General features: G+C 66.6%; 22 protein-coding genes and 1 pseudogene. 11 read left to right on the top strand and 12 right to left on the bottom strand.

The window, feature by feature from the left end; genetic code table 11:
* Window positions 1-90: 90 nt before the first annotated feature.
* From lipA to BM282_RS00105, 4 genes and pseudogenes are all read right to left on the bottom strand, one after another.
* On the bottom strand, window positions 91-1278 hold the full coding sequence (lipA, locus tag BM282_RS00120; RefSeq protein WP_281244786.1) for a lipoyl synthase: 1188 nt from the start codon (window positions 1276-1278) through the stop codon (window positions 91-93).
* Window positions 1175-1942 (bottom strand): annotated as a pseudogene (otsB, locus tag BM282_RS00115) (trehalose-phosphatase); the annotation flags it as partial. The pseudogene otsB and the gene lipA, both read right to left, overlap by 104 nt.
* Window positions 1935-3470 (bottom strand): alpha,alpha-trehalose-phosphate synthase (UDP-forming), encoded by a 1536-nt coding sequence (locus BM282_RS00110; RefSeq protein ID WP_245758255.1) that lies wholly within the window; start codon window positions 3468-3470, stop codon window positions 1935-1937. The gene BM282_RS00110 and the pseudogene otsB, both read right to left, overlap by 8 nt.
* A 26-nt stretch (window positions 3471-3496) precedes the next feature.
* Window positions 3497-3907, bottom strand: a complete 411-nt coding sequence (locus BM282_RS00105) for a hypothetical protein (protein ID WP_175501316.1) — start codon at window positions 3905-3907, stop codon at window positions 3497-3499.
* A 264-nt stretch (window positions 3908-4171) separates the two neighbouring features.
* Here BM282_RS00105 and BM282_RS00100 point away from each other — a divergent pair, with 264 nt between their 5' ends.
* The gene (locus BM282_RS00100) at window positions 4172-4858 is read left to right on the top strand and encodes a helix-turn-helix domain-containing protein (RefSeq protein WP_089875590.1); all 687 of its coding nucleotides are present in this window, start codon (window positions 4172-4174) and stop codon (window positions 4856-4858) included.
* Window positions 4859-5302: 444 nt separating this feature from the next.
* On the top strand, window positions 5303-7657 hold the full coding sequence (locus BM282_RS00095) for a DEAD/DEAH box helicase (protein ID WP_089875588.1): 2355 nt from the start codon (window positions 5303-5305) through the stop codon (window positions 7655-7657).
* Window positions 7658-7675: 18 nt separating this feature from the next.
* On the opposite strand, the gene BM282_RS00090 is transcribed toward BM282_RS00095, so the two are convergent.
* Window positions 7676-8326, bottom strand: a complete 651-nt coding sequence (locus tag BM282_RS00090) for an HAD family hydrolase (protein ID WP_089875586.1) — start codon at window positions 8324-8326, stop codon at window positions 7676-7678.
* Window positions 8327-8399: 73 nt separating this feature from the next.
* Between BM282_RS00090 and BM282_RS00085 the strand changes: the two genes are divergently transcribed.
* The 3 genes from BM282_RS00085 to BM282_RS00075 all read left to right on the top strand — a co-directional run bounded on the left by BM282_RS00085 (window position 8400) and on the right by BM282_RS00075 (window position 11892).
* Window positions 8400-9146, top strand: a complete 747-nt coding sequence (locus tag BM282_RS00085; RefSeq protein ID WP_089875583.1) for an endonuclease NucS domain-containing protein — start codon at window positions 8400-8402, stop codon at window positions 9144-9146.
* A gap of 98 nt (window positions 9147-9244) precedes the next feature.
* The gene (endA, locus tag BM282_RS00080) at window positions 9245-10279 is read left to right on the top strand and encodes a tRNA-intron lyase (RefSeq protein WP_089875581.1); all 1035 of its coding nucleotides are present in this window, start codon (window positions 9245-9247) and stop codon (window positions 10277-10279) included.
* Window positions 10276-11892, top strand: coding sequence for a tryptophan--tRNA ligase (locus BM282_RS00075; RefSeq protein ID WP_089875579.1), 1617 nt, complete (start codon window positions 10276-10278; stop codon window positions 11890-11892). The genes endA and BM282_RS00075 overlap by 4 nt, the downstream gene beginning before the upstream one ends.
* A 21-nt stretch (window positions 11893-11913) precedes the next feature.
* Here BM282_RS00075 and BM282_RS00070 read toward each other — a convergent pair whose 3' ends face one another.
* On the bottom strand, window positions 11914-12882 hold the full coding sequence (locus BM282_RS00070; protein WP_089875577.1) for an ornithine cyclodeaminase family protein: 969 nt from the start codon (window positions 12880-12882) through the stop codon (window positions 11914-11916).
* Window positions 12883-12966: 84 nt separating this feature from the next.
* Between BM282_RS00070 and BM282_RS00065 the strand changes: the two genes are divergently transcribed.
* Window positions 12967-14118, top strand: coding sequence for an NAD(P)/FAD-dependent oxidoreductase (locus BM282_RS00065; protein WP_089875576.1), 1152 nt, complete (start codon window positions 12967-12969; stop codon window positions 14116-14118).
* Between the two features lie 6 nt (window positions 14119-14124).
* Here the strand turns inward: BM282_RS00065 and BM282_RS00060 are convergent, their stop codons facing one another.
* Together BM282_RS00060 and BM282_RS00055 are read right to left on the bottom strand one after the other, a co-directional pair.
* Window positions 14125-14373, bottom strand: a complete 249-nt coding sequence (locus BM282_RS00060) for an amphi-Trp domain-containing protein (protein ID WP_089875573.1) — start codon at window positions 14371-14373, stop codon at window positions 14125-14127.
* Window positions 14374-14454: 81 nt separating this feature from the next.
* Entirely contained in the window at window positions 14455-14853 is a 399-nt protein-coding gene (locus tag BM282_RS00055) for a hypothetical protein (protein ID WP_089875571.1), read from the bottom strand.
* Between the two features lie 527 nt (window positions 14854-15380).
* On the opposite strand from BM282_RS00055, the gene pheS reads away from it, so the two are divergent.
* Together pheS and pheT are read left to right on the top strand one after the other, a co-directional pair.
* Complete coding sequence (gene pheS, locus BM282_RS00045) at window positions 15381-16886, top strand: phenylalanine--tRNA ligase subunit alpha (RefSeq protein ID WP_089875568.1); 1506 nt, start codon at window positions 15381-15383, stop codon at window positions 16884-16886.
* Window positions 16886-18625: a phenylalanine--tRNA ligase subunit beta gene (gene pheT, locus BM282_RS00040; RefSeq protein ID WP_089875567.1), complete on the top strand. Its 1740-nt coding sequence runs from the start codon at window positions 16886-16888 to the stop codon at window positions 18623-18625. Before pheS ends, pheT begins: the two co-directional genes overlap by 1 nt.
* Before the next feature lie 25 nt (window positions 18626-18650).
* Here the strand turns inward: pheT and BM282_RS18905 are convergent, their stop codons facing one another.
* Complete coding sequence (locus BM282_RS18905) at window positions 18651-19349, bottom strand: CatB-related O-acetyltransferase (protein WP_281244785.1); 699 nt, start codon at window positions 19347-19349, stop codon at window positions 18651-18653.
* Between the two features lie 175 nt (window positions 19350-19524).
* Here BM282_RS18905 and BM282_RS00030 point away from each other — a divergent pair, with 175 nt between their 5' ends.
* Together BM282_RS00030 and BM282_RS00025 are read left to right on the top strand one after the other, a co-directional pair.
* On the top strand, window positions 19525-20730 hold the full coding sequence (locus BM282_RS00030) for a trans-sulfuration enzyme family protein (protein ID WP_089875563.1): 1206 nt from the start codon (window positions 19525-19527) through the stop codon (window positions 20728-20730).
* A gap of 143 nt (window positions 20731-20873) precedes the next feature.
* A complete protein-coding gene (locus tag BM282_RS00025; protein ID WP_089875561.1) occupies window positions 20874-23483 on the top strand; it encodes a valine--tRNA ligase in 2610 nt (869 codons plus the stop codon).
* 36 nt (window positions 23484-23519) lie between these two features.
* On the opposite strand, the gene BM282_RS00020 is transcribed toward BM282_RS00025, so the two are convergent.
* From BM282_RS00020 to BM282_RS00010, 3 genes are read right to left on the bottom strand one after another with little or no spacing between them, the layout of a single operon-like run.
* Window positions 23520-23726, bottom strand: coding sequence for a hypothetical protein (locus BM282_RS00020; protein ID WP_089875559.1), 207 nt, complete (start codon window positions 23724-23726; stop codon window positions 23520-23522).
* Between the two features lie 57 nt (window positions 23727-23783).
* Window positions 23784-24842, bottom strand: a complete 1059-nt coding sequence (locus BM282_RS00015; RefSeq protein WP_089877268.1) for a quinone-dependent dihydroorotate dehydrogenase — start codon at window positions 24840-24842, stop codon at window positions 23784-23786.
* A gap of 57 nt (window positions 24843-24899) precedes the next feature.
* Window positions 24900-25097, bottom strand: a complete 198-nt coding sequence (locus BM282_RS00010; RefSeq protein WP_089875558.1) for a hypothetical protein — start codon at window positions 25095-25097, stop codon at window positions 24900-24902.
* Between the two features lie 231 nt (window positions 25098-25328).
* Between BM282_RS00010 and BM282_RS00005 the strand changes: the two genes are divergently transcribed.
* Complete coding sequence (locus BM282_RS00005) at window positions 25329-25643, top strand: non-histone chromosomal MC1 family protein (protein WP_089877266.1); 315 nt, start codon at window positions 25329-25331, stop codon at window positions 25641-25643.
* Window positions 25644-26152: the final 509 nt, after the last annotated feature.

Raw genomic sequence — 26152 nt, 5'->3', positions numbered from 1 at the left:
CTCGGGTAAAGTAATGGACGAATGTGTAGAACCGTGTGACGGTCGTGGGAAATGTGGGCACGCACCGTGGCGTGGTCGTGCGATACGGTGTCAGTCGCCGGCCGCCGTTCGCGCCTCGCGCCGCGCTTGTTCGACGCTCTTCCCGTCGCGGACGACGGCGTCCACGAACAACTCGCCCGCCTTGTACGACGACCTGACCATCGGGCCGGAGGCGCAGTAGAGGAAGTCCAGTTCCTCTTCGGCGGCCCGTCGCCACGTCTCGAACGCGTCGGGGTGGACGTACTCGAACACGTCGAGATGCGTCCGCGAGGGCTGGAGATACTGTCCGAGCGTCACCACGTCGACGTCCGCCTCGCGGAGGTCAGACAGCGTCTGGTACACCTCGTGGTCGTACTCGCCGAGGCCGAGCATGATGCTCGTCTTCGTGTAGATGTCGGACTCGCGTTTCACCTGTTCGAGCACCGACAGCGACTGCTCGTAGTTCGCTCGTCGGTCCCGAATCGGCCACTGGAGGCGTTCGACCGTCTCGATGTTGTGCGCGATGACGTCGGGTCCGGCGTCGATTATCTTCCGGACGGCGTCCTCGTCGCCCTGGAAGTCGGGGATGAGGACTTCGACCAGAATCGAGGCGTCGCGCCGCTTTATCTCGCGGATGGTCTCGGCGAAGTGCGACGCGCCCTGGTCGGGTAAGTCGTCTCGGTCCACGGAGGTGAGGACGACGTAGTCGAGGCCGATTTCGGCCACCGCGGCCGCGACGTTCTCGGGTTCGTCGGGGTCCAACGGCTCCATCCCGCCGGTCTGGACGTCACAGAAGTTACACCCGCGCGAACAGCGGTCGCCCATCAGCATGAACGTCGCCGTCCCCGGGCCGTCGCGTCCGCTCCAGCAGTCGCCCATGTTCGGGCAGTTCGCCTCCTCGCAGACGGTGTGGAGGTCACGGTCACGGAGCGTCTGCTTGATGTCGGTGAAGCGTCGCCCCGACGGCGGACGCATCTTCAACCAATCGGGCTTCCGCCTGCCGCTCATAGTCGAGTGTTCGCGGGAGACGTGAAAAACGTGAGGATTAGCCCGACTGCGGTCGTCGGTCGTCGCCGGAGTTCGGCGTCCGGGCCGGTGCCGCCGTCTCGACGCGCCCGGCGAGTCTGTCCACGCCCGTGCGTCGAAACCACTCCAAGAGCGCCGCCGTCTCCGCCGGACTTCGGAGGAACTCCGTCGCCGCCGTCGCTCGCTCGTCCGGTTCGCCGACGCGGATTCCGACGCCGTCGCGTTCGACTGCACGGAACCCGGATTCGTCCGTTCTCGCGTCGCCGAGGAAGACCGGGAGACAGGAGGCGCTCTCGCGTTCGAGCGTCGAGACGACGCTGCCTTTGTCCCAGTCGACGGCCGGTCGCACCTCGACGACCTGTCTGTCGCCGCGGACGGTCAGCGTCTCGCCGCCCACCTGTCCGACCAGTCGCGCGGTCCGTTCTCTCACCCGTTCGGCGTGGGCCGGCGGAGCGTTCCGGTGGTGCACCGTCAGCGTCTGGCCCTTGTTCTCCACGACGACGCCTCGCTCTCGCTCGAAGGCGTCTCCGAGAGCATCGTACAGCTCCGATACGTCCGACTGGTACTCCTTGGCGACGGGGTGGACCTGCGTCACGCCCTCGGTCCGCAGTTCGAGGCCGTGGTTCCCGGCGTACGTCACGCTGGGGAGGTCGACTCGCGCCCGCACGTCTGCGAGTTTCCGACCGCTGACGACGGCGACGGTGACGCTCGGATGACTGTGCAGTTCCTCCAACGCGGCGCGACTCTCGGGGAGTATCTCCGCCGCGTCGGGGTCGTCCACGATGGGCGAGAGCGTCCCGTCGAAGTCCGTACAGAGGAGGAGTTCCTCGTGGTCGGCCAGTCGCGACGACAGCGTCTCGACGGTGGACTCGAACGCGTCGCTTCGCGGGTCAGACATCCGTTCCCTCCACGGTGAACTCCTCGCCGTCGGGTACCGTGGCGGTCAGGAGTTCGGCCACCCAGTCGTCCAAGTCGTGTTCGGTGACGACGCTTCGAAGCGACCGCATCCGGCGACCCCGTTCGACGGCCGTCATCGACAGCGACTGGTGAATCGCCTCGGCGAACCCCTCGGGTGAGTAGGGGTTGATGGTCACCGCCTCGTCGAGCGTCTGGTGCGCGCCCGCGAACTCGCTCAACAAGAGGACGCCGTCGTCTTCGACTTGCGCGGCGACGTACTCCTTCGCGACGAGGTTCAGGCCGTCGCGCAGGGGACTCACGAGGGCGATGTCGGCGTGGCGGTAGAGGCCGAACAGTTCGCGCTGTGAGAGGTGGTCGTCGACGTGGACGATGGGCTGCCAGTCCTCGGTCCCGAACCGGTCGTTCACGCGTTCGATGGCCTCCTCGACTTCGTTCGCGGCGCGCTGGTAGGCCGGAATCTGCGAACGACTGTGGCTCGACTTCTGCACGAACGTCAACTCGCCGCGCCACTCGGGGTGTTCCTCCCAGAACTGCTCTAAGGCGTCGATTCGCTTCGGAATCCCCTTCGTGTAGTCGATGCGGTCGACGCCGACGGCGACGTTGATGTTGGGGTCGATGTCGTACTTCCCGGCGAGATGCGCCCACGCGTGGTGGTCGAACGTCTCGGCCGTCTCGGCGATACGGTCGGCGTCGACGCCCATCTCGAACGCGCCCACCTCGACCGTTCGGCCGTCGACGTGGACGACGCCCGCGTCTCGGTCCACGCGCGTGTCGTCTAACTGCGCGGCGCATTCGAGGAAGTTGTCTCGGTAGCGGTCGATGTGGAAGCCGACGACGTCGTTCGAGAGGAGACCCTCGACGAGTTCCTCGGCGTGCGGGACGACGCGGAACGTGTCCCACGCGGGCCACGGGATGTGCCAGAACTGCACCATCGACGCCCCGTCGGGAAGCGACTCCCGAATCGTCTTCGGGGCGAGACAGAAGTGGTAGTCCTGAATCCAGACGGTGGAGTTCTCCGTCGCCCGTTCGACGGCCGCCTCGCCGAACGACTCGTTGACCGACCGGTAGGTGTCCCAGTAGTCGGGTTCCATCTCGACTCGGTCGACCAAGTCGTGACACAACGGCCACAGCACGCGGTTGCTGTAGCCGTAGTAGTAACCCTCCACTTCCTCGTCTTCCAACCACACGCGGCGTAGCGTGTATCGCTCGTCGTCCGGCGGGACGGCCACGCAGTCGTCGTCGTCGGTGACGACGGCGTCGGCGTCGCCGTCTCCCCACGCGACCCAGTCGCCCTGCGTCTTCTGGACCACGGGGTCGAGTCCGGCGGTCAGCCCACCGACCGGTTCTTCGACGACGACGCTTCCGTCGGAGTCGTACTCGTGTTGATACGGTTCGCGGTTCGAGACGACGACGAGGTCGCGTTCCGTCTCCTCGTCTTCGAGGGTCGTCTCTGCTTCCGCAGCTATCCTGTCGTCTACGTTCGGACGAATGTCGTCCGTGAGTTCCACTGAAGGTGTCTCTGACATCTGAAAATCTATCTCCGCACGCGTTCGCGTGACCCGTTCTCGCCGGGGCGTACGGGGCCCGAGTGAGTGTCCGGCGACTCGTCGGCCGACCCGTCGTCGTTCGGGAGCCAACCCGCACTCGACTGCGGCGCGGTGTCGGCCGTGACCGCCCGGCCGAGACCGACCACGTCGGGTGTCACGTCGTTCGACTGCACGGCGCGGTTGATACGCTCCATCCACTCGAACAGCGCGCCGAGCGCCTCGGACTCGCTCGTCACGTGCCCGACGACGCGGCGCGATTCGGCGTCGTTTCGGTGGTGGCGGTACTGCAACTGCCAGCGACCCGCGAGTTCGCGATGTGGGCCGTCGGCCTCCACCGCTTCGACCGTGATATCTCGCTCACGGTGCCGGAAGGCGATGCAATCCCGTGAAGATACCACGTACCAGTGACAGGGCATCCGCCCCCTGTCCAGCCGATTGTAGGGGTCCATCCTCTGAAATAAACAACACCGGGATTGCCGTACTTGTTTGTGGTTGTATATCCGTGCAGTTTATACGCTATTCTGTCGAAATTATCCGGTACGTTGGAAGTTTCTTCGATTCTGTACACTCGGGGGGAAATTACACTCTTTCGAGTACTACTGTACGCTCTGCCGTCTGGTGGCCGACGGCTTGATACGCGTTCGGGGTTGGCTTTTCTGGTGATGAGCACTATCGCGGCAATCGAACTGAACGCGGACGAGTTCGCCCTCGGTCAGTCGTTGCCCTCGCTCACGAACGGTGAAGTAGAGGTCATCAGGGTCGCCGCGACGGACGAACAGACCGTCGTCCCGTACGTCCGAGTGAGCGCGGACGACTTCGACGCCTTCCACGACGCACTGGACGAGGACACGACGGTCCAGTCGTGGCGTCTCGTCGACGACCTCGGCGAGGAACGACTCTACCGGATGGAGTGGGTCAAAGACATCCTCGTGGTCGTCCACCTCCTGTTAGAGGAGGAGGGGGCGGTGCTGGAGATGCACGGGCATCAAGACTGCTGGCGACTCCGCATCCTCCTCCCGGACCGAGATTCGCTCACGCAGACGGCGCAGTTCTGCGAGGAGGAGGGAATCACGTTCGTCATCAAGCACATCTACGAACTCGACGGGTCGGTCGGACGCGGCCAGTACGGTCTCTCGCGCGACCAGTACGAGGTACTCACGACGGCCATCGAACAGGGATACTTCGACGTCCCCCGAAGCGTCACGATGGGCGACCTCGCGGAGACGCTCGACATCTCCCAGCAGGCGGTCTCCGAACGACTCCGCCGCGGCCACAAGAACCTGCTCGAGAGCACCCTGGAGGTCGGCGAGTCGTCGTTCGGCGAACCGACGAAGAAGCAGTTAGAGTAGTCTTCGCCCGGCCGTCACACCGCTCCGTCGCTCGTTTCTCCGCCGCTCGTTTTTCGCGTCTCCCCGACACCGGTGACCGCGGGCCGTCTCCGGCGGTCGTTCACGACTGTTCCGCATCGACCATCGACGACCGTGACATATATCATATTTCCGAAAAACTCATATCCGAGTGAATTCTAAGGACCCCGTGCACTGGAAACACCGCCGCGACAGAACCAAGGCAGAATCGAAGAAAGAAGAGACGAAAACCGGGACCAAGTGGTCGTTCATCGCCGCGGCCGTCGGTGCAGCGTAGCGCCCCTCCCGATTTCTTTGGTGCAGTCGACGTGCGACGTACTTTTGAGAGGTATCGCGCTCGCCACGTGGAGAAACGCCTTTTAGTCCGTAGTACCCGGTGTCGCGTATGACTCTCTCGCTCGCGTTCCGTCCTCGGAGGTCGGTCACGTGAAGGTCGAATCGGTCGTCCCCGAGTTCGCCGACGCGTTCGGCTTCGACGAGTTCAATCGGATGCAACGCGAGGCCGCCCCGGCCATCTTAGAGCGCGAGGAGAACGTCGTCGCCGCCGCGCCGACGGCCAGCGGAAAGACGGCGCTCGCGGAGTTGGCCATCTGTCGCGCCCTCCGAAACGGCGGCACAGCCCTCTTCATCGCCCCGCTTCGCGCCCTCACGAACGAGAAGGAGGCCGAGTGGGCGCGCTTCGAGGAACTCGGCTACTCCGTCTACGTCGTCACCGGCGAACGGGACCTGAACCCGCGCCGCGCCGAACGCGCGGACATCCTCGTGATGACGCCCGAGAAGACGGACTCGGCGACGAGGAAACACGACTCGGCGCGCTACTCGTTCATCACCGACGTCGACTGCTGCGTCATCGACGAGGTACACCTCTTGGACTCCGACACGCGCGGCGGCGTCCTCGAAGTCACCGTCTCGCGACTCCGACGCATCTGCGACCCGCGCGTCGTCGCGCTCTCCGCGACGATGCCGAACATCGAGGACGTGGCGAACTGGCTCGACGCGCCGCCGGAGACGACGTTCGAGTTCGGCGACGACTACCGACCCGTGGACCTCCACGCGGGCGTGAAGACGTACTCGCACGGCGACAACGCCTTCGCCGACAAGTACCGACGGCTCTACCGCGCCATCGACCTCTCGGAACAGCACATCCGCGACGGCGGGCAGGCCCTCGTGTTCGTCTCCTCGCGGCAGGACACCGTCCGCGCCGCCGGGAAGGCCCGCGACGAACTCGGGAAACGCGACATCCCCATCGGCGCGCGCGGCGACTACGACTTCCACAACGAGGCCAAGGAGTTGAGCAACGACGCGTTGCGCAAGGCCGCCCCCGACGGCGTCGGCTTCCACCACGCCGGACTCGCGAAAGACGACCGCGACAAGGTCGAACAGTGGTTCAAGGAGGGCAAGATTCAGCTGTTGTTCTCCACCTCGACGCTCGCGTGGGGCGTCAACCTCCCCGCTCGCTGCGTCGTCATCCGCGACACGAAGTACCACGACCCCCTCGAAGGCGAGGTGGACATCTCGCCGCTCGACATCCTCCAGATGCTCGGTCGCGCGGGCCGCCCCGGCTACGACGACGTCGGGTACGGCTGGGTCGTCTGCGACCGCTCGGACGCCGACAAGTACCGCAGGCTCCTCCGCGAGGGCAAGGAGATAGAGTCCCGACTGGCCGAAGACCTGGACTCGCATCTCAACGCCGAGATAGCGATGGGCACCATCGGCGACTTAGAGGACGTGATGTCGTGGCTCCGGACGACGTTCTACTACCAGCGCGCCCGCTCGAAACCAGACGACTACGACTTCGAGGGACTCCGAGACCGGGTGCGCGAGACGCTCGAATCGCTCGTCTCCCGCGGGTTCGTCGAGATGGGTTCGGACCTCTCCATCGAGGCGACGACGCTCGGCCGCCTCGCCTCGAAGTACTACCTCCGCCTCGACACCGCCCGCCGGTTCGCGACGCTCTGCGAACGCGACACCATCACCGACGACTCGATTCTGGAGGCCGTCGCCGGCGCGGCCGAGTTCCACGACGTCTCCGCCCGCCAGTCGGAGATGGACGCCGTGAACTCCGTCCTCACGGGCGTCGACACGACGCTCGAAGACGGCCCGCGGAAGGTGCTCGCCATCCTCCACGCCGGGATGGCGAACAGCACGCCCGCGGACCTCCGGTCGGACGCGTGGGTCATCCGCCAGAACGGTCTCAGACTGCTCTCGGCGCTCAGGGAGTTCCTCTCTGACTTCGCCGGGCCGCGCGCCGCGAACCTCGCGCGCCGCGTCGAAGCGCGCGTCGAACACGGCGTCTCTCGCGACGCCGTCGCCCTCACCGCCGTCGACGGCATCGGCCCGAACCGCGCGAGCAAACTCGCCACCGGCGGCCTGCGCTCTCCGCGAGACGTCGTCGACGCCGGCGAGAGCGAACTCCGGCAGGCGGGCCTCTCGGAGGGCGTGGCGAAACAGGTGGTGAAGAACGCGCGGAACTTCCCCGACGTCGACGTCGAGTGGGGCGACTTCCCCGACTCCATCGCGACGGGCGAGAACCAGATGTGCGCCGTCCGCGTTCGCAACCGAGGCGGCGGTGCCGCCGTCGGTATCCGCGTCACCGCCGTCGCCGACGAGGGGAACGAAGTCGAGATGACGGCCAAGACAACCTACCTCACCGACGAGACGGACGTCCACGTCGGCGTCTTCGGCGCGCCCGCCGACGAGGTGACCTACCGCGTCGAGGTGACGTTCCCCGACGCGCCGTTACACCCCATCACGGAGACGCGGACGGTTCGGGTGGAGTGAACCGCTTCTCACAGTCGTTCAGTCCAACAGCACGTCGCGCAGTTCGTCCGGTCCATCCACCACGACGTCGGCCGCGGAGAGGTCCAACTCGGCGTTGTGCGTCGACCGGTAGGCGACGGTGAACGCGCCGGACGCCGCGGCGGCGGCGATGCCGTGGACGGAGTCCTCGACGACGACGCAGTCCTCGGGTTCCAGACCCAACTCCGCGGCCGCGTGTTCGTAGATGTGCGGTTCGGGTTTCCCGGGGTCGTCGATGTCGTCGGCGCTCAACACGAGGTCTAAGGGGTCGAGTCCGAACCGGTCGCGGACGATGGCAATCCAGGCCTGCGGCGCGGAGGAGACGATAGCCAGCTTTCGCCCGGCGTCGCGGATGTCGTCGAACAGCTCGTTCGCGCCGTTCATGAGGACGACGTTCTCGCCGTACACGGACTCGGCGTGGTCGTCGTACGCGCCGACGAACTCCTCTTTCGACAGCGTCGTGCCGTACTCCGCGGAGAGGTAGTCGTATATCTCGCGGTAGTTCATGCCCGTTATCTCCTCGTGGTCGGGCGACCCCTGAGAGATGGCGTCGGCGTACACCCAGTCGTTCTCGAACCGGTGCCAGTACGTCTCGGAGTCGACCAACACGCCGTCCATGTCGAACAGCACCGCGTCGTCGGGGACGTTCATACGCCCACACCGTCCCTCTGACTCAAAGGTCTTCGTGCGGAGGTTCATGTTGCAACGGGCGGCCAGCGACCCCATGCCAGAGACGATTCGCGTGTTCGCCGGCGACTGTACGACGACGTTCGAGGGGTCTCGCGCCCGCACCCAACGCGGCCGCGTCGTCGTCGTGGTGAAACCCGATAGAACCGTCCTCGTCCACGACGCCGACGGCTATCAACCGGTGTCGTGGCTCACCCGCCCGGACTCGCTGACCGTCGAGACGGACAGTTCGGGCTTCGGTCTCGTCGCCAGAACGGACGAACAAGTGCTCCGCGTGCGGAGCCACGAGTCGAGCGGATGGGTCGAGTACCCCGCCACCGAGGCGGGCGTTCCGGTCGGGTCGCACCCGCGGACGGGCGAACCCCTCGTCCGAACCGGCGGGGCCGTCGTCGGCCTCGACTCCGACGCGGAGTACCGACTCCCCGCGGGCGCGACGGTGCTGGACGACGCCTGCGAGGACTGCGGCCTGCCGACGATACGCGCCGAGTGCGGGGCCGTCTTCGAACTCTGTGTGGACCGTGCCTGCGAGTCGCTCGACGACGCCGTGCGCGACCGGTTCGACGGCGAGTGGACCTGTCCGGACTGCGGGTCCGACCTGCGAATCATCCGCCGGGGCGGGCGACTGCTCGCGGGGTGTTCGGCGTATCCGGACTGCGAGACGGCGTTCTCGATACCCGCGGGCGTCGTCGTCGGTGAGTGCGACTGCGGTCTCCCCGTGTTCGAGACGGCCCGCGGACGGCGGTGTCTCGACGGGACGTGCGAGGCGTTCGTCGGAGGCGAGTGAGACGCTGAGTCGTCGCGTCGAAGCCCTCGTGCCGAGGCCGCCGCGAACGACACGCCCGCATCGCAGGCCCTATGTCGTCGCCGGGCGCGTTCCCGTGCATGGACGCGACACTACACGAGGGCGTCGTCCGGGTGGGAGACGACGCGCGTCAACGGTTCTACGACGCGAGAGGCTACGGCCGACCGCTCGACGGGAACCGCATCGAACTCGCGCCGGTCGAGGCGGCGCACCTGCTCTCACGAGGCGACATCGACGCCGTCGACGGGATGGACTTCCGGGAGTTCCTCGCGGAGACGGGCGCGGTGCTGTCGTTCGTCGTCTACAAGGACCTGCGGGACCGGGGCTTCTACCTCTCGCCCGCCCGCGCGGCGTGGCCGGGCGTCGACGACGACGTGGCTGACGACGACGGCGTCGACTTCGTCGTCTACCCGCGCGGGAAGGGACCCACCGACGGCGTCGTCGAACATCGGATGCGGGTGACCGGCGAACGCGAACGCGTCGCGGCCGGTTCGCTCGGCGACGTCGTCCTCGCCGTCGTCGACGAGGACGGCGACCTGACGTACTTCGACACCGACTCGGCCCCGGACGTCGGCGGGACGGAGTCGTACGACCCGCCGACCGGACTGGACGCCGACTTGCTCGCCGACCGGGTGGTCTGCTACGAGTCGCCCGACGAGGTGTACGAACGCGGCTTCTACGGCCAGCGACTGTTCGGGCGCAACGCCGACGACGGCCCCCTTCAACTGTCGCTCGTGGAGGGCGCGTACCTCGCCCAACGCGGCGTCCTCGACGTGGACGCCGACGCCGTCGTGGGACTCGCCCGCGACGTCGAGGGCGACCGGTTCGACCGCAGACTCCGCGCGTACGCCGCCCTCCGAGACGCCGGTTCTGTCCCCAAGAGCGGGTTCAAGTTCGGCGCGGACTTCCGCGTCTACACCGACTTCGACTCCGTCTCGGACCTGAGTCACTCCGCCGACCTGGTCCGCGTCGTCACGCCCGACCACACGTTCGCGCCGCGCGACCTCTCCTTGGACGTTCGCCTCGCCGGCGGGGTGCGGAAACGAATGGTTTTTGCGCTCACCGACGCCACGGAAGGCATAGACTGGCTTTCGGTAGCCCGCCTGACTCCATGATACGAGACGACGACACCGAGACCGACGAGTCGGTACGCGAACACGCCCGCACAGACGGCGGCACGTCCGCCGAGGGCGCCGACGACGTGGCTCTCGACCCGTGGGGTTCCTCGACCATCTCGGACTACCGCAAACTGTTCGAGGAGTTCGGCATCGAGGAGTTCGACGACGTTCTCCCCGACGTGCCGAACCCGCACTACCTGATGCGTCGCGGCGTCATCTTCGGCCACCGCGACTACGACCCCGTCGCGAGAGCGATGCGCGAGGGCGACGACTTCGCCGTCCTCTCTGGATTCATGCCGACGGGCGACCCCCACATCGGCCACAAACTCGTCTTCGACGAGATAATCTGGCACCAACGGCAGGGCGGCGACGCGTACGGCCTCATCGCCGACTTGGAGGCGCACTCCGCGCGCGGGATGACGTGGGAGGAGATAGACGAACACGCCCGCGACTACCTGCTGTCGCTTCTGGCGCTCGGGTTCGACCCCGAGGAGGGAGAACTCTACCGGCAGTCGGACAACCGAGAGCTACAGGACCTCGCTTTCGAACTCGGCTCGAAGGCGAACTACTCGGAGTTCGAGGCCATCTACGGCTTCGACGGCAGTACGAACGTCTCGCACGTGCAGTCGGTCGTCACGCAGATGGCCGACATCCTCTACCCGCAGTTGGACGAGCCGAAACCGACGGTCATCCCCGTCGGCCCGGACCAGGACCCGCACGTTCGCCTCGCGCGTGACCTCGCAGACCGGATGCGCTTTTTCAAGGTGACGGAGGCGTACGCGAGCTTCGAACTTCGAGACGCCGAACGACCGCTCGTCGCCGCCGTCTACGACGCCCGCGAGGAGTACGCCGAAGACGCGGAGATGCCCCGATGCGGCGAGGCGGGCGAGTGGCTCTCCGAGGCCGACCTCGATTCGCTCGGCGTCGTCGTCGCGGAGTCGGTCCGCGAGTCCACCGTCGAGAAACTGGCGAACGCGGGCATGGAACCGCTCCGTCCCCGAACGCGGTTCCTCGACGCCAACGCCACCGAGGCGGCGTTCGAAGCGCTCATCGAGGCCATCGACGGCGAGAAACGCCGGTACGACGAACACGTCGACGCGTTCGACCTCTCGTTCGCCGATGCCGACGAACTCGCCCGCGAGATAGAGGTCGACCACGGCGGCTACGGCTTCCGCGCGCCGTCGTCCATCTACCACCGGTTCATGACCGGTCTGACCGGCGGGAAGATGTCCTCGTCGGTCCCCGCGAGTCACATCTCGCTCCTCGACGACCCCGAGGACGGCTACGACAAGGTGAAGTCCGCGACGACGGGCGGCCGTTCCACCGCCGAAGAGCAACGAGAGAAGGGCGGCGAGGCGGACAAATGTCCGGTGTACGAACTGTACGCCTACCTGCTGTCGGGCGACGACGACGAGTTCGCCAAAGAGGTGTACGACGAGTGCGTCGGCGGCGAACGCCTCTGCGGCGGATGCAAAGAACAGGCCGCCGAACTCATGCGCGAGTTCCTCGAAGACCACCAGGAGAAACGCGAGGAGGCCGAGGAACTTCTCGACTCGCTCGACATCTCCACCGAGTCCGCGCGGCGCGGCGTCGCCCCCGGCGACGACTGACGCCGACCCCGTCCGGGTCGCTCAGAGGTCGACGACCGACCCGACGTCCGCTTCTCTCGCCTTCTCGTACAGCAGTTCCGCGGTGACGGCGTCCAGCACCGCAGAGCCGACGCTCCCGACGACGAGAATCTCGCCGTCGTCCTCGCGGCCGACTGCTCCTTCGAACACGTCCGAGAGCGGTGTGAGGTCGGTCACGCCCACGTCGGAGTCGGCGAAGTCGCCCGTCTCGACGGCCTCTTCGGGCACGTCGGCGAACAGCCGACTCGCCCGGCGGACCGTCTCCTCGTCCAACTCGCGCATCTCGGAGGTGAACGCGCCGACGGCGACGACGAGCGTTCCGGGGGTCAGTCGCGCGCCGTCGAACACCGGTTCCGTGCTCGTCGTCGCGGTGACGACGACGTTCGCGTCGGAGACGACTTCGTCCGGCGAGTCGACGGCCGCGACGTCCACGTCCGGGAATCGCTCTCTCAGGTCCGCCGCGCACGACTCGCGCGAGTCGGAGGGCGAGTAGATTCGGACCCGTTCGAGGTCAGTCGCCGCCGCGATGGCCCGCGTCTGCCACCGCGCCTGCGCCCCCGCGCCGAACACGCCGAGTCGGACCGGGCCGGTGGCGAGTTCGCGCGCCGCGAGGCCGCCGATACAGCCCGTTCGGGCGTTCGTGACGCGCGTCCCGGCGAGGTACGCGAGCGGGAGGCCCGTCTCGGCGTCCGTCACCGCGACTTGCGCGTTCACCGTCGGCAGATTTCGCTCCGCGTTCGCCTCGTGGACGGCGGCGAGTTTCGTCGCGTACGTCGCGTCGCCGTGGACGTACGCGGGCATCGTCAGCGCGGTTCCGGGCGTCTTCGTCCCCACCGGGTAGTGCGGACGGGGCGGCCGTTCCACCTCGCCGCAGCCCTGCTTCACGAAGGCGCGTTCTATCTCGGGCAGGAGGTCGGACAGCGACAGTAACGAAGCGACGTGGTCCTCGGAGAGCACTCGGACGTCGGTCATGCCCCTCCGTTCTCGCCCCCGAGGAATCGTTCTTCCGCTCTGAGCGTGGGTGGGGTTCATACGCACCGCCGTCGAAGCGCGGACATGCACGTCGTCATCGTCGGCGGAGGCGTCGTCGGCCTCTCGTGTGCGCACGCCCTCGCCGAACGCGGCGCGGACGTGACCGTCTGCGAGTCCGGAACGCTCGGCGGCGGGAGCACCGGTCGCGCGGCCGGCGGGATTCGCCTGCAGTTCTCCACGCCCGTGAACGTGGACCTCTCCGTCGCCAGCGTCCCCGTCTGGGAGTCGTTCGAGGAGCGATTCGGCGTCGACATCGACTACCGGCGCACGGGGTATCTCTTCCTCGCCCGCGAGGCGGCCACCGCGGCCGACTTCGAGCGAAACGTCGAGATGCAGACGGCCCGCGGCGTCGACAGTCGGACGCTCACGCCCGACGAGGCGCGGGAGCACTGTCCAGAACTTCACGCCGAGTCGTTCGTCGCGGCGACGTACTGCCCCGGCGACGGCGTCGCCGACCCGCACTCGGCGGTACAGGGCTACGCCGCGGCACTCGCCGACGCGGGCGTCGACGTGCGGACGAAGACGCCGGTGACCGGACTCGCCCGAGAGGGGGCGACGGAGACGTGGCACGTGGAGACGCCGGGCGAGACGCTCCCGGCGGACTACGTCGTGAACGCCGCCGGCGCGTGGGCGCGCCGCGTCGGCCGCCTCGCGGGCGCGGAGTTACCCATCGCCCCGCGTCGTCGGCAGGCGGCCGTCGTCGAACCAGAACGACCGCTGGCCGAGTCGCATCCGCTGACCATCGACTTAGACCGTGGGTCGTACTTTCGCCCCGAACGGGAGGAAACGGCGCTCGTCGGCGGGCACTTCGCGGACGCCGACCCGGACGTGGACCCCGACGACTTCTCGGAGTCGCCGGACCTCGACTGGACGGCCGAGGCCGTCGAACGCGCGGCCGACGTGGCGGGCTACTTCGGCCCCGAGACGCGCGTCAGAAACGGGTGGGCCGGACTGTACGCCGTCACGCCCGACCACCACGCTATCGTCGACGAGGTCCGACCGGGGTTCGTCGTCGCCGCCGGGTTCTCCGGCCACGGCTTCCAACACGCCCCCGCGACGGGTCGGTGCGTCGCGGAGTTGTGTCTGGACGGCGAGGCGACGCACGTCGACATCTCGGCGCTGTCGCTGACGCGGTTCGAAGACGGCGAGACCGCGGTCGAACGGAACGTCGCGTGAGGTCGCTCAGTCGCTCCGCCGCGCTTTCCAGTCCATCTTGACGGTGATTCCCTCTCTGCTCCCCCGGAGGATGGACGACCGCTCGCGGACGCCGATTTCGTAGGCGAGCGACGAACGCGGACTGAGCCGTATCTCTTTGTTGCCGACGTCGACGGCCGCGGGGCCGTCTCCCTCGATGGCGTCGGCGAGCGTTCGCAGTCGCTCTGCGGTCTCCTCTCGCGAGAGTTTCTCGGCGTTCAGCGTCTTGCTGGCCATACGCACCGGTGGGACAGCGTGCGAATAAAAAACACGGCCGAACCGCTCCGGTTCGAGCCGAGACGGAGTCCGGTACTCCCGTCAGGCGCCGGGGATGCCGAACGCCGAGAACTCGAACAGGCCGATTACGGCGAGGGCGTAGAGGACGAGTGCGGCGACCAGCCACGCGACGAAGCCGATGGCGACGGCCGACCCCCACCCGCCGGGGTACTGCCAGTTGATGACGCCGACCCACGCGACGAGTGCGAGGATGGGGCCGAGGAGCGGAATCCACCCGAGGAAGAACGCGACGACGGCCCAGACGAGTGCGCCGACGAGGGCCGTGAACACCGCTCGCCCGTAGCCGACGTCCCTGTCGACGATGAGGCGCGCGCCGGTGTGGATGCCGACGGCTCCGATGAGCAGGTTGACGACGAAGACGATGACCGCGCCCGCGACGGACCCGCCACGCCCCGCTTGCAGGAGTAGTGGGTCGAGCATCTATCGGCCCCTCCGGGTGGGCGTTCCGAACGGTTCGTCGGCGATACGTCGTCTCGAACGTGACAGGTCGGCTTCGCGCATGCACCGAGAGCGGAGACGCGGCGTCGGCATGAGTCTGCGGGCCGACGGAGACGTGGCGGTTCGACTCGCCGAGCGGAACCGCCGGGCGTCGTCGGCGCCGACGGCACGGGTGAGCGGCGGCGAGAACCGGACAGTCGGAACCGTTTTGTCGGCGGCAGGGTATCCTCGGAGTATGTCGACCGGACCCCGAGACGGCGGAGGCGTCGCGCGCGATTCGACAGTCACCGACGGGTTCGGCTTCTTCTTTCGGGTCCTGTGAGGGCGGTGGACGCTCCGAGGGCCGTCGCGGTGGGTTCACGCCCGTCCTGCGGTCCTCGGTGCCGAAACCGGCCGAACCGGCCCGGTGCGGACGCGGCGTCCGCGCTCTCGGAAACCGACGGTATAACTAACACGCGGTCGGTAGACGCGACAACGACCGAGACGACCCCGAACACGAAGACGAACTAATGAGACTACCCGAATCACAGGTCGCGGTGTTGAACGCCGCGAGTGCGACAGACGAACAGACCATCGACAGTCTCGCCGACGAGACCGGACTGAAACCGGAGACGGTGACGCAGGCCGCTTTCGAACTCCGCGACGAGGGCTACGTCGCCGTCTCGGAGGAGGAGCGCGTCGAGTACGACCTCACCGACGAGGGCCGCGAGTACGTCGAGGACGGCCTCCCGGAGGTCCGACTCTACCGGGCCGCCGTCGAGGCCGGTGCGACCGAAGACGCCGTCGGCATGGGACAGGTCATCGGCGCGTCCGGCCTCGGCGGCCCCGAGGTGGACATCGCGCTGGCGAACTTCGGCCGGAAGGGATACGGACAGATAGAGAGCGGCCAACTCTCGGCGGACGCCGACGCGGACGCCGAAGACGACCCCGAGTCCGTCGTCCTGACGGCCCTCGAAGCGGGCGAAGCGGTCGTCGACGAGGGCGTGTTAGAGCAACTCGTCTCCCGCAACCTCGTCGAACGTCACGAACAGACCGTTCGCTCCGTCACGCTCACCGAGGCGGGCGTCACGCTCCTCATGGAAGGCGTCGAAGCCGCGGAGACGGTCGACCGCCTGACGCCCGAGATGCTCACCTCCGGCGAGTGGGAGGACGTGGAGTTCACCGAGTACAACGTCGAAGCCGACGCGCCCGAGGTCAACGGCGGCAAGACGCACATCCTCCGACAGACCGCAGACCGGGTGAAAGACGTGCTCGTCGGCATGGGCTTTCAGGAGATGGAGGGCCCGCACGCGGACGCCGACTTCTGGATCAACGACTGCCTGTTCATGCCGCAGGACCACCCCGCCAGAACCCACTGGGACCGCTTCGCCCTCGACGTGCCGCCCATCGAGGACGTGCCCGAGGACCTCGTCGACCGAGTCGAGGACGCCCACCGAAACGGCGTCGGCGACGACGGCGACGGCTACCACTCGCCGTGGTCCGAGGACTTCGCGCGGGCAATCGCGCTCCGCGGGCACACCACCTCGCTGTCGATGCGCTATCTCTCCGGACACGAGGTCGGTGACCTCGAACCGCCCCAGCGGTACTTCTCCGTCGAGAAGGTGTACCGCAACGACACCTTGGACCCGACGCACCTGCTCGAGTTCTACCAGATAGAGGGCTGGGTGATGGCCGAGGACCTCTCCGTGCGCGACCTGATGGGTACGTTCGAGGAGTTCTACGCGCAGTTCGGCATCACGGACATCCAGTTCAAACCGCATTACAACCCCTACACGGAACCGTCGTTCGAGCTGTTCGGACGCCACCCCGAGACGGGCGAACTGATAGAGATAGGCAACTCGGGAATGTTCCGCGACGAGGTGCTCGAACCGCTGGGCGTCGAGTGCGACGTGATGGCGTGGGGCCTCGCCTTGGAGAGACTACTGATGCTCATGTACGGCTTCGACGACATCCGCGACGTGCACGGGACGATGTCCGACATCGAACTGCTCCGCGAGACGGAGGTGCTCCGATAATGCCCGTCGTCGACGTCCACCCCGACGAACTGCGGCAACTGACGGGCCACGACGACAAGTCCGACCAGGAGTTCAAAGACGACCTGTTCGCCCTCGGCTTGGAGTTCGAAGGCGAGACCGAAGACGGCGCGTTCCAGTTGGAGTTCGGTCCGGACAGACTCGACCGACTCTCCGTCGAGGGTGTCGCCCGGTCGCTTCGCTATCAGTACGGCGACGCGCGCGGCGTCTACGTCCCGAAGACGAACGACCCCGACTTCACGTTCGTCGTCGACGAGGACGTGCCCGAGGAACGCCCGTACGTCACCGGCGCGGTGATTCGCGGCGTCGACTTGGACGAGGACGCCCTCGACTCGCTCATCCAACTGCAGGAGAAACTGCACGCGACGATGGGCAGAAAGCGCGCGAAGGGCGCAATCGGTATCCACGACCTGACGATGATAAAGGGCGAAGTCCTGCGGGAGGACACCAGCGGGAACTCCATCACCTACACCGGCGTCGACCCCCAGGGCGACACGTTCGTCCCCTTGGACGGCGACCGGGAGATGACGCCCGCCGAGGTGCTCGACGAACACCAGACCGGGCAGAAGTACGCCGACCTGGTCGGCGAGTACGACCGCTACCCGGCCATCTACGACGAACTCGGTCTGTTCTCGTTCCCGCCGGTCATCAACGGTCGCCGGACCGAGGTGTCGACGGAGTCGCGCGAACTCCTCGTCGAACTCACCGGCACCGACCAGTGGACCATCGACCGGATGTGCAACATCGTCTGCTACGCCCTGGACGCCCGCGGCGCGACCATCGAGGAAGTCGAAGTCGAGTACCCCGACCGGACGGCCGTCCGCCCGGACTTCGAGGTGGACACGAAGTCCGTCCCGCACGAGCGAATCGAGACGATGCTCGGCGTCGACTTCGAGGCCCGCGAAGTCGTCGACCTGTTCGAGCGGTCGGGACTCGACGCCGACGTGAACGTCGACGACGCTCGCGACGACGCCGCCGACCAGAGCGACACCGTCTACGAAGTGTCGATTCCGCCGTACCGCGTGGACATCCTTCACCCCCTCGACTTGGTGGACGACGTCGGCCGCGCGTACGGGTTCAACGAACTCGAACCGCGCTACCCGAACGTCGGTACCGTCGGCGGCAGACACGAACGCTCTCGACTGGAGGACGCCGCCCGCGCCTCCCTCGTCGGCCTCGGCTTCGAGGACATGCTGAACTTCCACATGACGAGCGAGGCGGAGGTCCACGACCGGATGAACGTCGAGGCCGGGTCGGACTACCTCGGCGGTGGCGACCCCGCACGCATCACCGGCCCGTACAGCGAGGACTACACCATCCTGCGCACGTGGGCGCTCCCCTCGCTGGCGATGGTCTTAGAGAACAATACGCACCGAGCGTACCCGCAGGACCTCGCCGAGATAGGGTTGGTCGCCGAACGCGACGACTCGGTGAACACGCGGGTGCGAGAACGGCGGCACGTCGCGGCCGTCCTCGCCCGTCACGACGCCACCTTCGAGGACGCGAAGGGACGCCTGCAGGCGCTCTGCCGCGACTTCGGCGTCGAACTGGAGACGCCGGCGACGACGCACCCGTCGTTCATCGACGGACGGGTCGCGGGCGTCCGAATCGACGGCGACGACGTCGGCGTCGTCGGCGAACTCCACCCGCGCGTGCTCGTCGAACACGACTTGGAACTCCCCGTCGCGGCGTTCGAATTCAACCTGGACGCGTTGCGGTAGCGAGGTCGTATCTCCGCCTGCCCGGTCACCGCTCGTCGGGGTCCGGTAGGTCCTCGACGCTCCGAATTTCCCCTTCGAACCACTCGCGTCGCCGTCGAAGTTCGTCCTCCTCTCGCTCCCACCACGCCAGTTCCAACAGTCGCTCTCTGACTGCCTCGTCGAACCGGTACTCGATTCGTCGGGCGGGGACGCCCGCGACGACGGCGTACGGTTCGACGTCTTTCGTAACTATCGCCCCCGCAGCGACCACCGCACCGTGACCGACCTCGACGCCGGAGAGAATCTTCGCGCCGTCGCCGATCCAGACGTCGTGACCGATTCGTATCGGTCCGTCGGTATCGACGGCCAACGGTTCGTCGAGAACGCGACGGTAGAACTTCCCCTGTATCGCCATCTTTGCCTGCTCGTGGTTCGGTTCTTGAAAGACGACGCTCGGAGCGACGGCGACGTACCGTCCGATGCGAACGTCGCCGACGACGCGGTTTTGGACCCCGAGACTGCTTCCGCGGCCGATGTGGATGTCGCCGTCGAGGAAGCATCCTCTGGGAATGTCCACGTTCGCGCCGAGGTGGAGGCTCCCCAACACTTCGGTTCCGGGAGCGATGTCGTACGGTCCCTCGGTCTCGATGTGCGTCTCGACGGGCGAGAAGTCGAGAAGACGCCGGACCGGGTCGGGATACCCCGTCTGCGCCAGTAGCCGAGACGCGAGCGCGTGAAGGCTCATCGGCCGGTGTTCCGCGTCGACCGTCAAATAACCATGGACGACGACCACGGCCGACACGCGCTCTCCCGGCTCGTTCGACATAACCTGAGCGTATCTCCCTCTCTATAAAATTATCTCTAATTATCTCTTCGCAATCCATAGAAACGTTTAGTATCCCGACGCCTCGCTATCACACATGAACGATAGTGTCGGTCACTTCGAGACGCTCGCGGTGACGTACGGTGAGCGCGGACAGCGACCCGCCGAGGGCGTCGAGGACGTGGCCGTCCCCGTCCACCTCGCGTCGACGTACGCGGTGCCCGATATCGACCCCGACGCGTCGCTGGAGACGCTCGACCCCGACGCGGGCGAGTTCTTCTACTCTCGACTCTCGAACCCGACGCGCAACGCGCTGGAACACCGCCTCGCCGCGCTCTGCGGAGGCGACCACGCCCTCGCGTTCGCGTCGGGCACCGCGGCCATCGTCACCGCCATCTCGGCCGCCGTCGAACCCGGCGACCACGTCGTCGCCTTCGAGGACCTCTACGGCGGGACGAAATCGATGCTCACGCGCTTCTTCGAGGAACGCCTCGGCGTCACCACCTCGTTCGTGGACGCGCGCGACACCGACGAGGTGGCCGCGGCGATGCGCGAGGAGACGGCGCTCGTCTGGATGGAGTCACCGACGAACCCGCTCCTCCGCCTCTGTGATATGGAGGCCATCGCCGCCATCGCCGACGAGTACGACGCGACGTTCGGCGTCGACAACACGTTCGTCGGTCCGTACTTCCAGCGACCGCTCGAACTCGGCGCGGACGTCGTCGTCCACTCCACGACGAAGTACCTCAACGGCCACTCCGACTCCATCGGCGGCGCACTCGCGACGAACGACGACGTGTACGCCGAGGAGGTCACGTTCCTCCAACGCGTCGGCATGGGCAACATGCTCGCACCGTTCGACGCCTACCTCACCCTCCGCGGCCTGAAGACGCTCCCCCTCCGGATGGACAAACACGCCTCGAACGCGCAGGCCGTCGCCGAGTTCTTAGAAGCGGACTCGCGGGTCAGCGCCGTCCACTACCCCGGGTTGGAGTCGCACCCGCAACACGAACTCGCGACGCGGCAGATGTCGGGCTACGGCGGCGTCCTCTCGGTCGAACTCGACACCGACCTCGACGGCGTCGCGCGGTTCGTCGCCGCCCTCGACCACTTCCCGCTGGCGGTGAGTCTCGGCGGCGTGGAGTCGCTCGTCGAGCATCCGGCGACGATGACCCACTCTCCGCTCACGCAGGCGGACCGCGACTTCCTCGGCATCACCGACGGTCTCTTGCGAATCTCCGTCGGCGTCGAGCACGAGGACGACCTGCTCTCGGACCTGGCGAGGGGTCTGGACGCCATCTGAATCCGTCTCGGAGCGTCGGCTCTCGACCGTCTCCGCGCGAGTGGCTCTCGACTCGTGTATCGCGGTGAATCGTCCTCGTGGGGCAGTCTCGCACCCGTAACCGAGTAACTTAACACGGCTTCCGGTGGTACCTCTGGACAAGAATGCCGAGCGGAGAATACGACCCCGAGACGGTCGAATCGAAGTGGCAGGATAGGTGGGTCGACGAGGACACGTACGCGTACGCCGAGGGCGGCGTAGACCCCGACACCGCCTTCTCCATCGACTCGCCGCCGCCGACGGTTTCGGGGAGTCTCCACTGGGGCCACGCCTACGGCTTCACCCTGCAGGACTTCGTCGCTCGGTTCGAACGGATGCGAGGCGAGAACGTCTTCTTCCCGTTCGGCTTCGACGACAACGGCATCGCCTCCGAGCGATTGACCGAGGAGGAACTGGACGTTCGCCACCAAGAGTATGACCGGCGCGAGTTCCAGCAGATGTGCCGGGAGGTCTGCGAACAGTACGAGGCCGAGTTCACGGAGAAGATGCAGCAACTCGGCATCTCCATCGACTGGGAGCAGACGTACCAGACCATCTCTCCCGAAGTCCAGCGCACCTCTCAGCTCTCGTTCGTCGAACTGTACGACGAGGGCCGCGAGTACCGCCAGCGCGCCCCCGCCATCTGGTGTCCCGAGTGCGAGACGGCCATCTCGCAGGTCGAGACCGAAGACGACGAACAGGCGAGTCACTTCCACGATATCGAGTTCGACGTGGTCGAGGGGGAGGAGTCGTTCGTCATCTCCACGACGCGACCCGAACTGCTCCCCGCCTGCGTCGCCGTCTTCGTCCACCCCGACGACGACGACAACCAGCACTTGGTCGGCGAAGAGGCGCGGATTCCGCTGTTCGGTCAGGAGGTGCCCATCATCGAGGACGAACGCGTCGACCTCGAAACCGGGTCCGGTATCGTCATGTGCTGTACGTTCGGCGACCAGACCGACATCGAGTGGTACCAGGCGCACGACCTGGACCTCCGCATCGCCATCGACGAGTCCGGGACGCTCACGGACGTGGCGGGCGAGTACTCGGGTCTCTCCTCGGAGGACGCACGCGAACGCATCGTCTCCGACTTAGACGACGCGGGCGCCCTCCTCGACAAGCGCGCCATCACGCACACGGTCAACGTCCACGAACGCTGCGGGACGAGCGTCGAGTTCCTCGTCAAGGACCAGTGGTACGTCGAACTGCTCGACAAGACCGACGAGTACCTCGAAGCGGGCCGCCAGATGGACTGGTACCCCGAGAAGATGTTCACGCGGTACAAAAATTGGATCGAGGGGCTCCAGTGGGACTGGTCCATCTCCCGACAGCGCTCCTCCGGCATCCCGTTCCCCGTCTGGTACTGCGGCGAGTGCGAACACGTCGTCGTCGCCGAACGCGAGTCGCTCCCGGTCGACCCCCTGAGCGACGACCCGCCGGTCGACGCCTGTCCGGAGTGCGGTCACGACGAGTTCGTCCCCGAGGACGACGTGTTCGACACGTGGGCCACCTCGTCTCTCACGCCCCTCATCAACGCCGGATGGGACTGGGACTCGGAGACAGAAGAGACGGTCCTCGACCGACCCGAACTCTACCAGTTCGACCTGCGCCCGCAGGGTCACGACATCATCTCGTTCTGGTTGTTCCACACCGTCGTCAAGTGCTACGAGCACACCGGCGAGGTGCCGTTCGACAGCGTGATGATAAACGGGATGGTGTTGGACGAGAACCGCGAGAAGATGTCGAAGTCGAAGGGTAACGTCGTCTCGCCGGACGAAGTCGTCTCGAAGTACCCCGTCGACGCCGCGCGCTACTGGGCCGCGGGGTCGGCCGTCGGCGACGACCTGCCGTACTCGGAGAAGGGACTCCGCGCCGGCGAGAAACTCATCCGTAAACTGTGGAACGCCTCGAAACTCGTCGAGGGTCTCACCGATGACGCACCCGAGGAGTTCGACCACGCCGACCTCCGCGCCATCGACCGCTGGTTGCTCGCCGAGTTGGACGACCAGATAGAGACGGTCACGGCGAAACTGGAGAACCGCGAGTTCTCGAAGGCCCGCGACGGCCTCCGGAGTTTCTTCTGGCACACGTTCTGCGACGACTACCTGGAGATAGCGAAGGGCCGCGCCCGCGACGGCGACGCCTCCGCGAAGTACACGCTCCAGACGGCGCACCGTCGCTTCGTCAAACTGTTCGCGCCGGTCCTCGCGCACGTCACCGAGGAACTCTGGCGCGAGATGTACGACGAGGGGAGCGTCCACCGCGCCGCGTGGCCCGAACCGCTCGGACTGGAGGCCGACTTCGCGGCCGGCGAGACGGCGATGGCCGTCGTCGGCGCACTCCGCAAGTACAAGAGCGACAACCAACTGTCGATGAACGCCGAACTGGACCGCGTGCAGGTCTGGGGCTCCGTCCAGGGCTTCGAGGACGACATCTCCGGCGTGATGCACGTCGAGGAGTTGGAGACGCTCGACGAGGAACCGCAGATAGAGTCCGTCGTCACCGGCGTCGACCTCGACTACTCGCTCGTCGGCCCCGAGTTCGGCGCGCAGGTGCCGGACATCGAGGCGGCACTCGAAGACGAGGCGTACGACGTCGTCGACGGCGAACTCCACGCCGCGGGCGTCGAACTCGCCCCCGAGATGTTCACCATCGAAGAGGAGCGAAAGTACGTCGGCGAGGGCGAGATGCTCGAAGCGGGCGACGCCGTCGTCATCGTCCAGCACGGCGACTGAACCAGTCGCTCGCTCTCCCGTCTCTTCTGGTTCCCGCTAGCGGTTTCCGGTCGCCACGAGGAGTAGTCCGAACAGCACGCCGACGACGACGAGGGCGGCACCGCTGATGCCGTACAACTCGGCGGGGGTGTACTGGAACTGGTCGCCGTATCTGGCGATACCGGCCGAGAGGAGGAGGGTGAGACCGGACCCGGTCAGTACGGTCGCGAGGTCGAAGCCGGCGGGGCTTCCGATGTCTGGCACGCTCCGGACGACTCGGCGGGGATAAATAGCCCTGCTGGCAGTTCGTCGGATGACAGACTACAGGTCCGCGCCGACGGCGTCTTCGACCGAGTCGAAGCCGTCACGTTCGAGCAAGTCGAGGAGGCCGTCGTTGATGTCGCGCGCGAGGGTCGGTCCCTCGAAGACGAGGCCGGTGTACAGTTGGACGAGGCTCGCCCCGGCGCGAATCTTCGCGTACGCGCCCTCGGCGGAGGAGACGCCGCCGACGCCGACGACGGGCACGTCGGTCCGTTCGGCGACGAAGCGGACCATCTCGGTGGCGTGGTCCTCGATGGGCGCACCCGAGAGGCCGCCGCGTTCCGCGCGGTTCGGACTCGTCAGGCCCTCGGGCCGTTCCGTCGTCGTGTTCGTCGCGACGACGCCGTCTAAGCCGTACTCGCGGACGACGTCGAGGGCGTCCTCGATGGCCGGTTCGGGGAGGTCCGGCGAGAGTTTCACCAACAGCGGTGACGCACCGGCGTCGACGAGTCCGCCCAGAATCGCTTCGAGCGAGTCGCGGTTCTGGAGGTCGCGAAAGCCCTCGCTGTTGGGACAGGAGACGTTGACGGCGACGTAGTCCGCGTGGTCGCCCACCCGTTCGTACGTGTAGCGGTAGTCGGCCGGCGCGTCGGACGCGTCCGTCGACTCCGAGAGGGCGAGGTTGACGCCGACGGGGACGCTCGGGTCGGGTCCGGACGCGAGGCGCGCGCCCACCGCGTCGGCACCCTCGTTGTTCAGCCCCATCCGGTTGATTATCGCGCGGTCCTCCGGGAGACGGAACATCCGCGGGCGAGGGTTGCCGTCCTGCGGTTCAGCGGTCACCCCGCCGACTTCGACGTGACCGAAGCCCAGTGCGCCCAACACGTCGGGAACCTCGGCGTTCTTGTCGAACCCGGCGGCGACGCCGACGGGGTTGTCGAACGAACACCCGAACGCCTCCGTTCGCAGTCTGTCGTCGTCGACGCGGTACCGCGTCGCGAGTGCGTCGGAGACGGGCGTGTGCTGGACGGTTCGAAGCCCCCGGTGGACGAGGTGATGCGCCGTCTCCGGTGGGAGTGAGAACAGTACGGGTTTGAGCGTTCGATAGAGGGAATTCATCGAGGAGTACCGCCGTGCGGTGTGTCTGCCGTTCGAGACATCTCTCGTCGAACGCATTCAGAAGTCGTGTTCGACTTCGTCGGGGTCAGCCTTCTGGATGATTATCTTGCCATCTCGGACTCGGACGAACACCTCGTCGCCGATGTCCATTCCGGCAACGGCGAGTTCGTCCTCGTGGAGGTTCACGTGGACGTTGTGGTACTCGCCGTTCTCGTCTTTGGCGCCACTCGGGCTGAGCTTCTTTTTCCGGACCATCGGGGTCTCTCTGTTCGACCCTTCGCCGTAGGATATACATAAGTGTTGTCTACGCGTCGTCTCTCGTCTGCTCGGCCCACGCGGCGTCTGTCGCTCGAATCCGCTCTTCGAAACTGACCGGTCCCGACGTTCAACCCGTGCTATCGTATATAAGCACCTCGCCGCCGCACCCCACTTTTGCCGATATATTTAAGCCCAATCATGTGTTCGGTTGCCATGGAGGTCAAAAACATGGTACGCGAGGACGGCAAGCGGAATTTCGTGCTGCGGGAGGAGGACGGCTCGGAGTCGAGCGTCTTCTCCGGGAGTATGCCGCGACAGGCCGCCCTGAAAGCCGCTCGACGTCTCGAACCGCGCGGGTCCGAAGACGAAGCGAAAGAACACGCCACAGAGATTCGTCTCCGTGAGAAAGGAACCGACAAGGTACACATCTTCCACGCGTGGGCGTGGGTGGACGACGCCCCGGGTGACAAACCGGACTGGATGGAGGGCGACATCACGAAGGGGAACGTCTCGAAACAGGGTATCGAACACATCGAAGAGTAATCGCCGAGAGACGCCGTTTCAGATTTTTCTTCGCGCACACGCGTGCGTCAACCGCCAGTGGCATCCGACACCGCTTTGACCGTCGCCCGACGACGCTCACTCGCGCGGCTAACACCCGGTCCGACCCGACGCCGAACGCGAGGGATGACCGACCGGCCTCCGACCGCGCGACATCTCCGGACACTACCACCGTGAGCGACGCCGCCGTGAGGGTCGCTCGACCGACCGGTCTCCACGTCGGATGGGTCGCGTCCGCGACACACGAGGCATGAAATCGCATGACGAAGCGGTCCCGGTTCGACGGCCTTTTATGTTACCCTGCCATTGGTAGAAATACGCGGGGCGCCCCGGGACACTCCCGGAGCGCCAAACATCCGAACGCCCCTCGACCCCACCGACGAAACGTCGCTCGGGGAGTGCCTCGCACTCTCACGACGCCGACGATACGACGGCCTTAAGTGGTCGAGGCGATTTCGGTTGAATGCGAACGACACACCGCGACCGCGACA

This window comes from Halogeometricum limi, assembly GCF_900115785.1.
Lineage (GTDB): Archaea > Halobacteriota > Halobacteria > Halobacteriales > Haloferacaceae > Halogeometricum > Halogeometricum limi.
The sequence above is the reverse complement of the archived record's forward strand: the minus strand, read 5'-3'. Positions and strand labels throughout refer to the sequence as shown.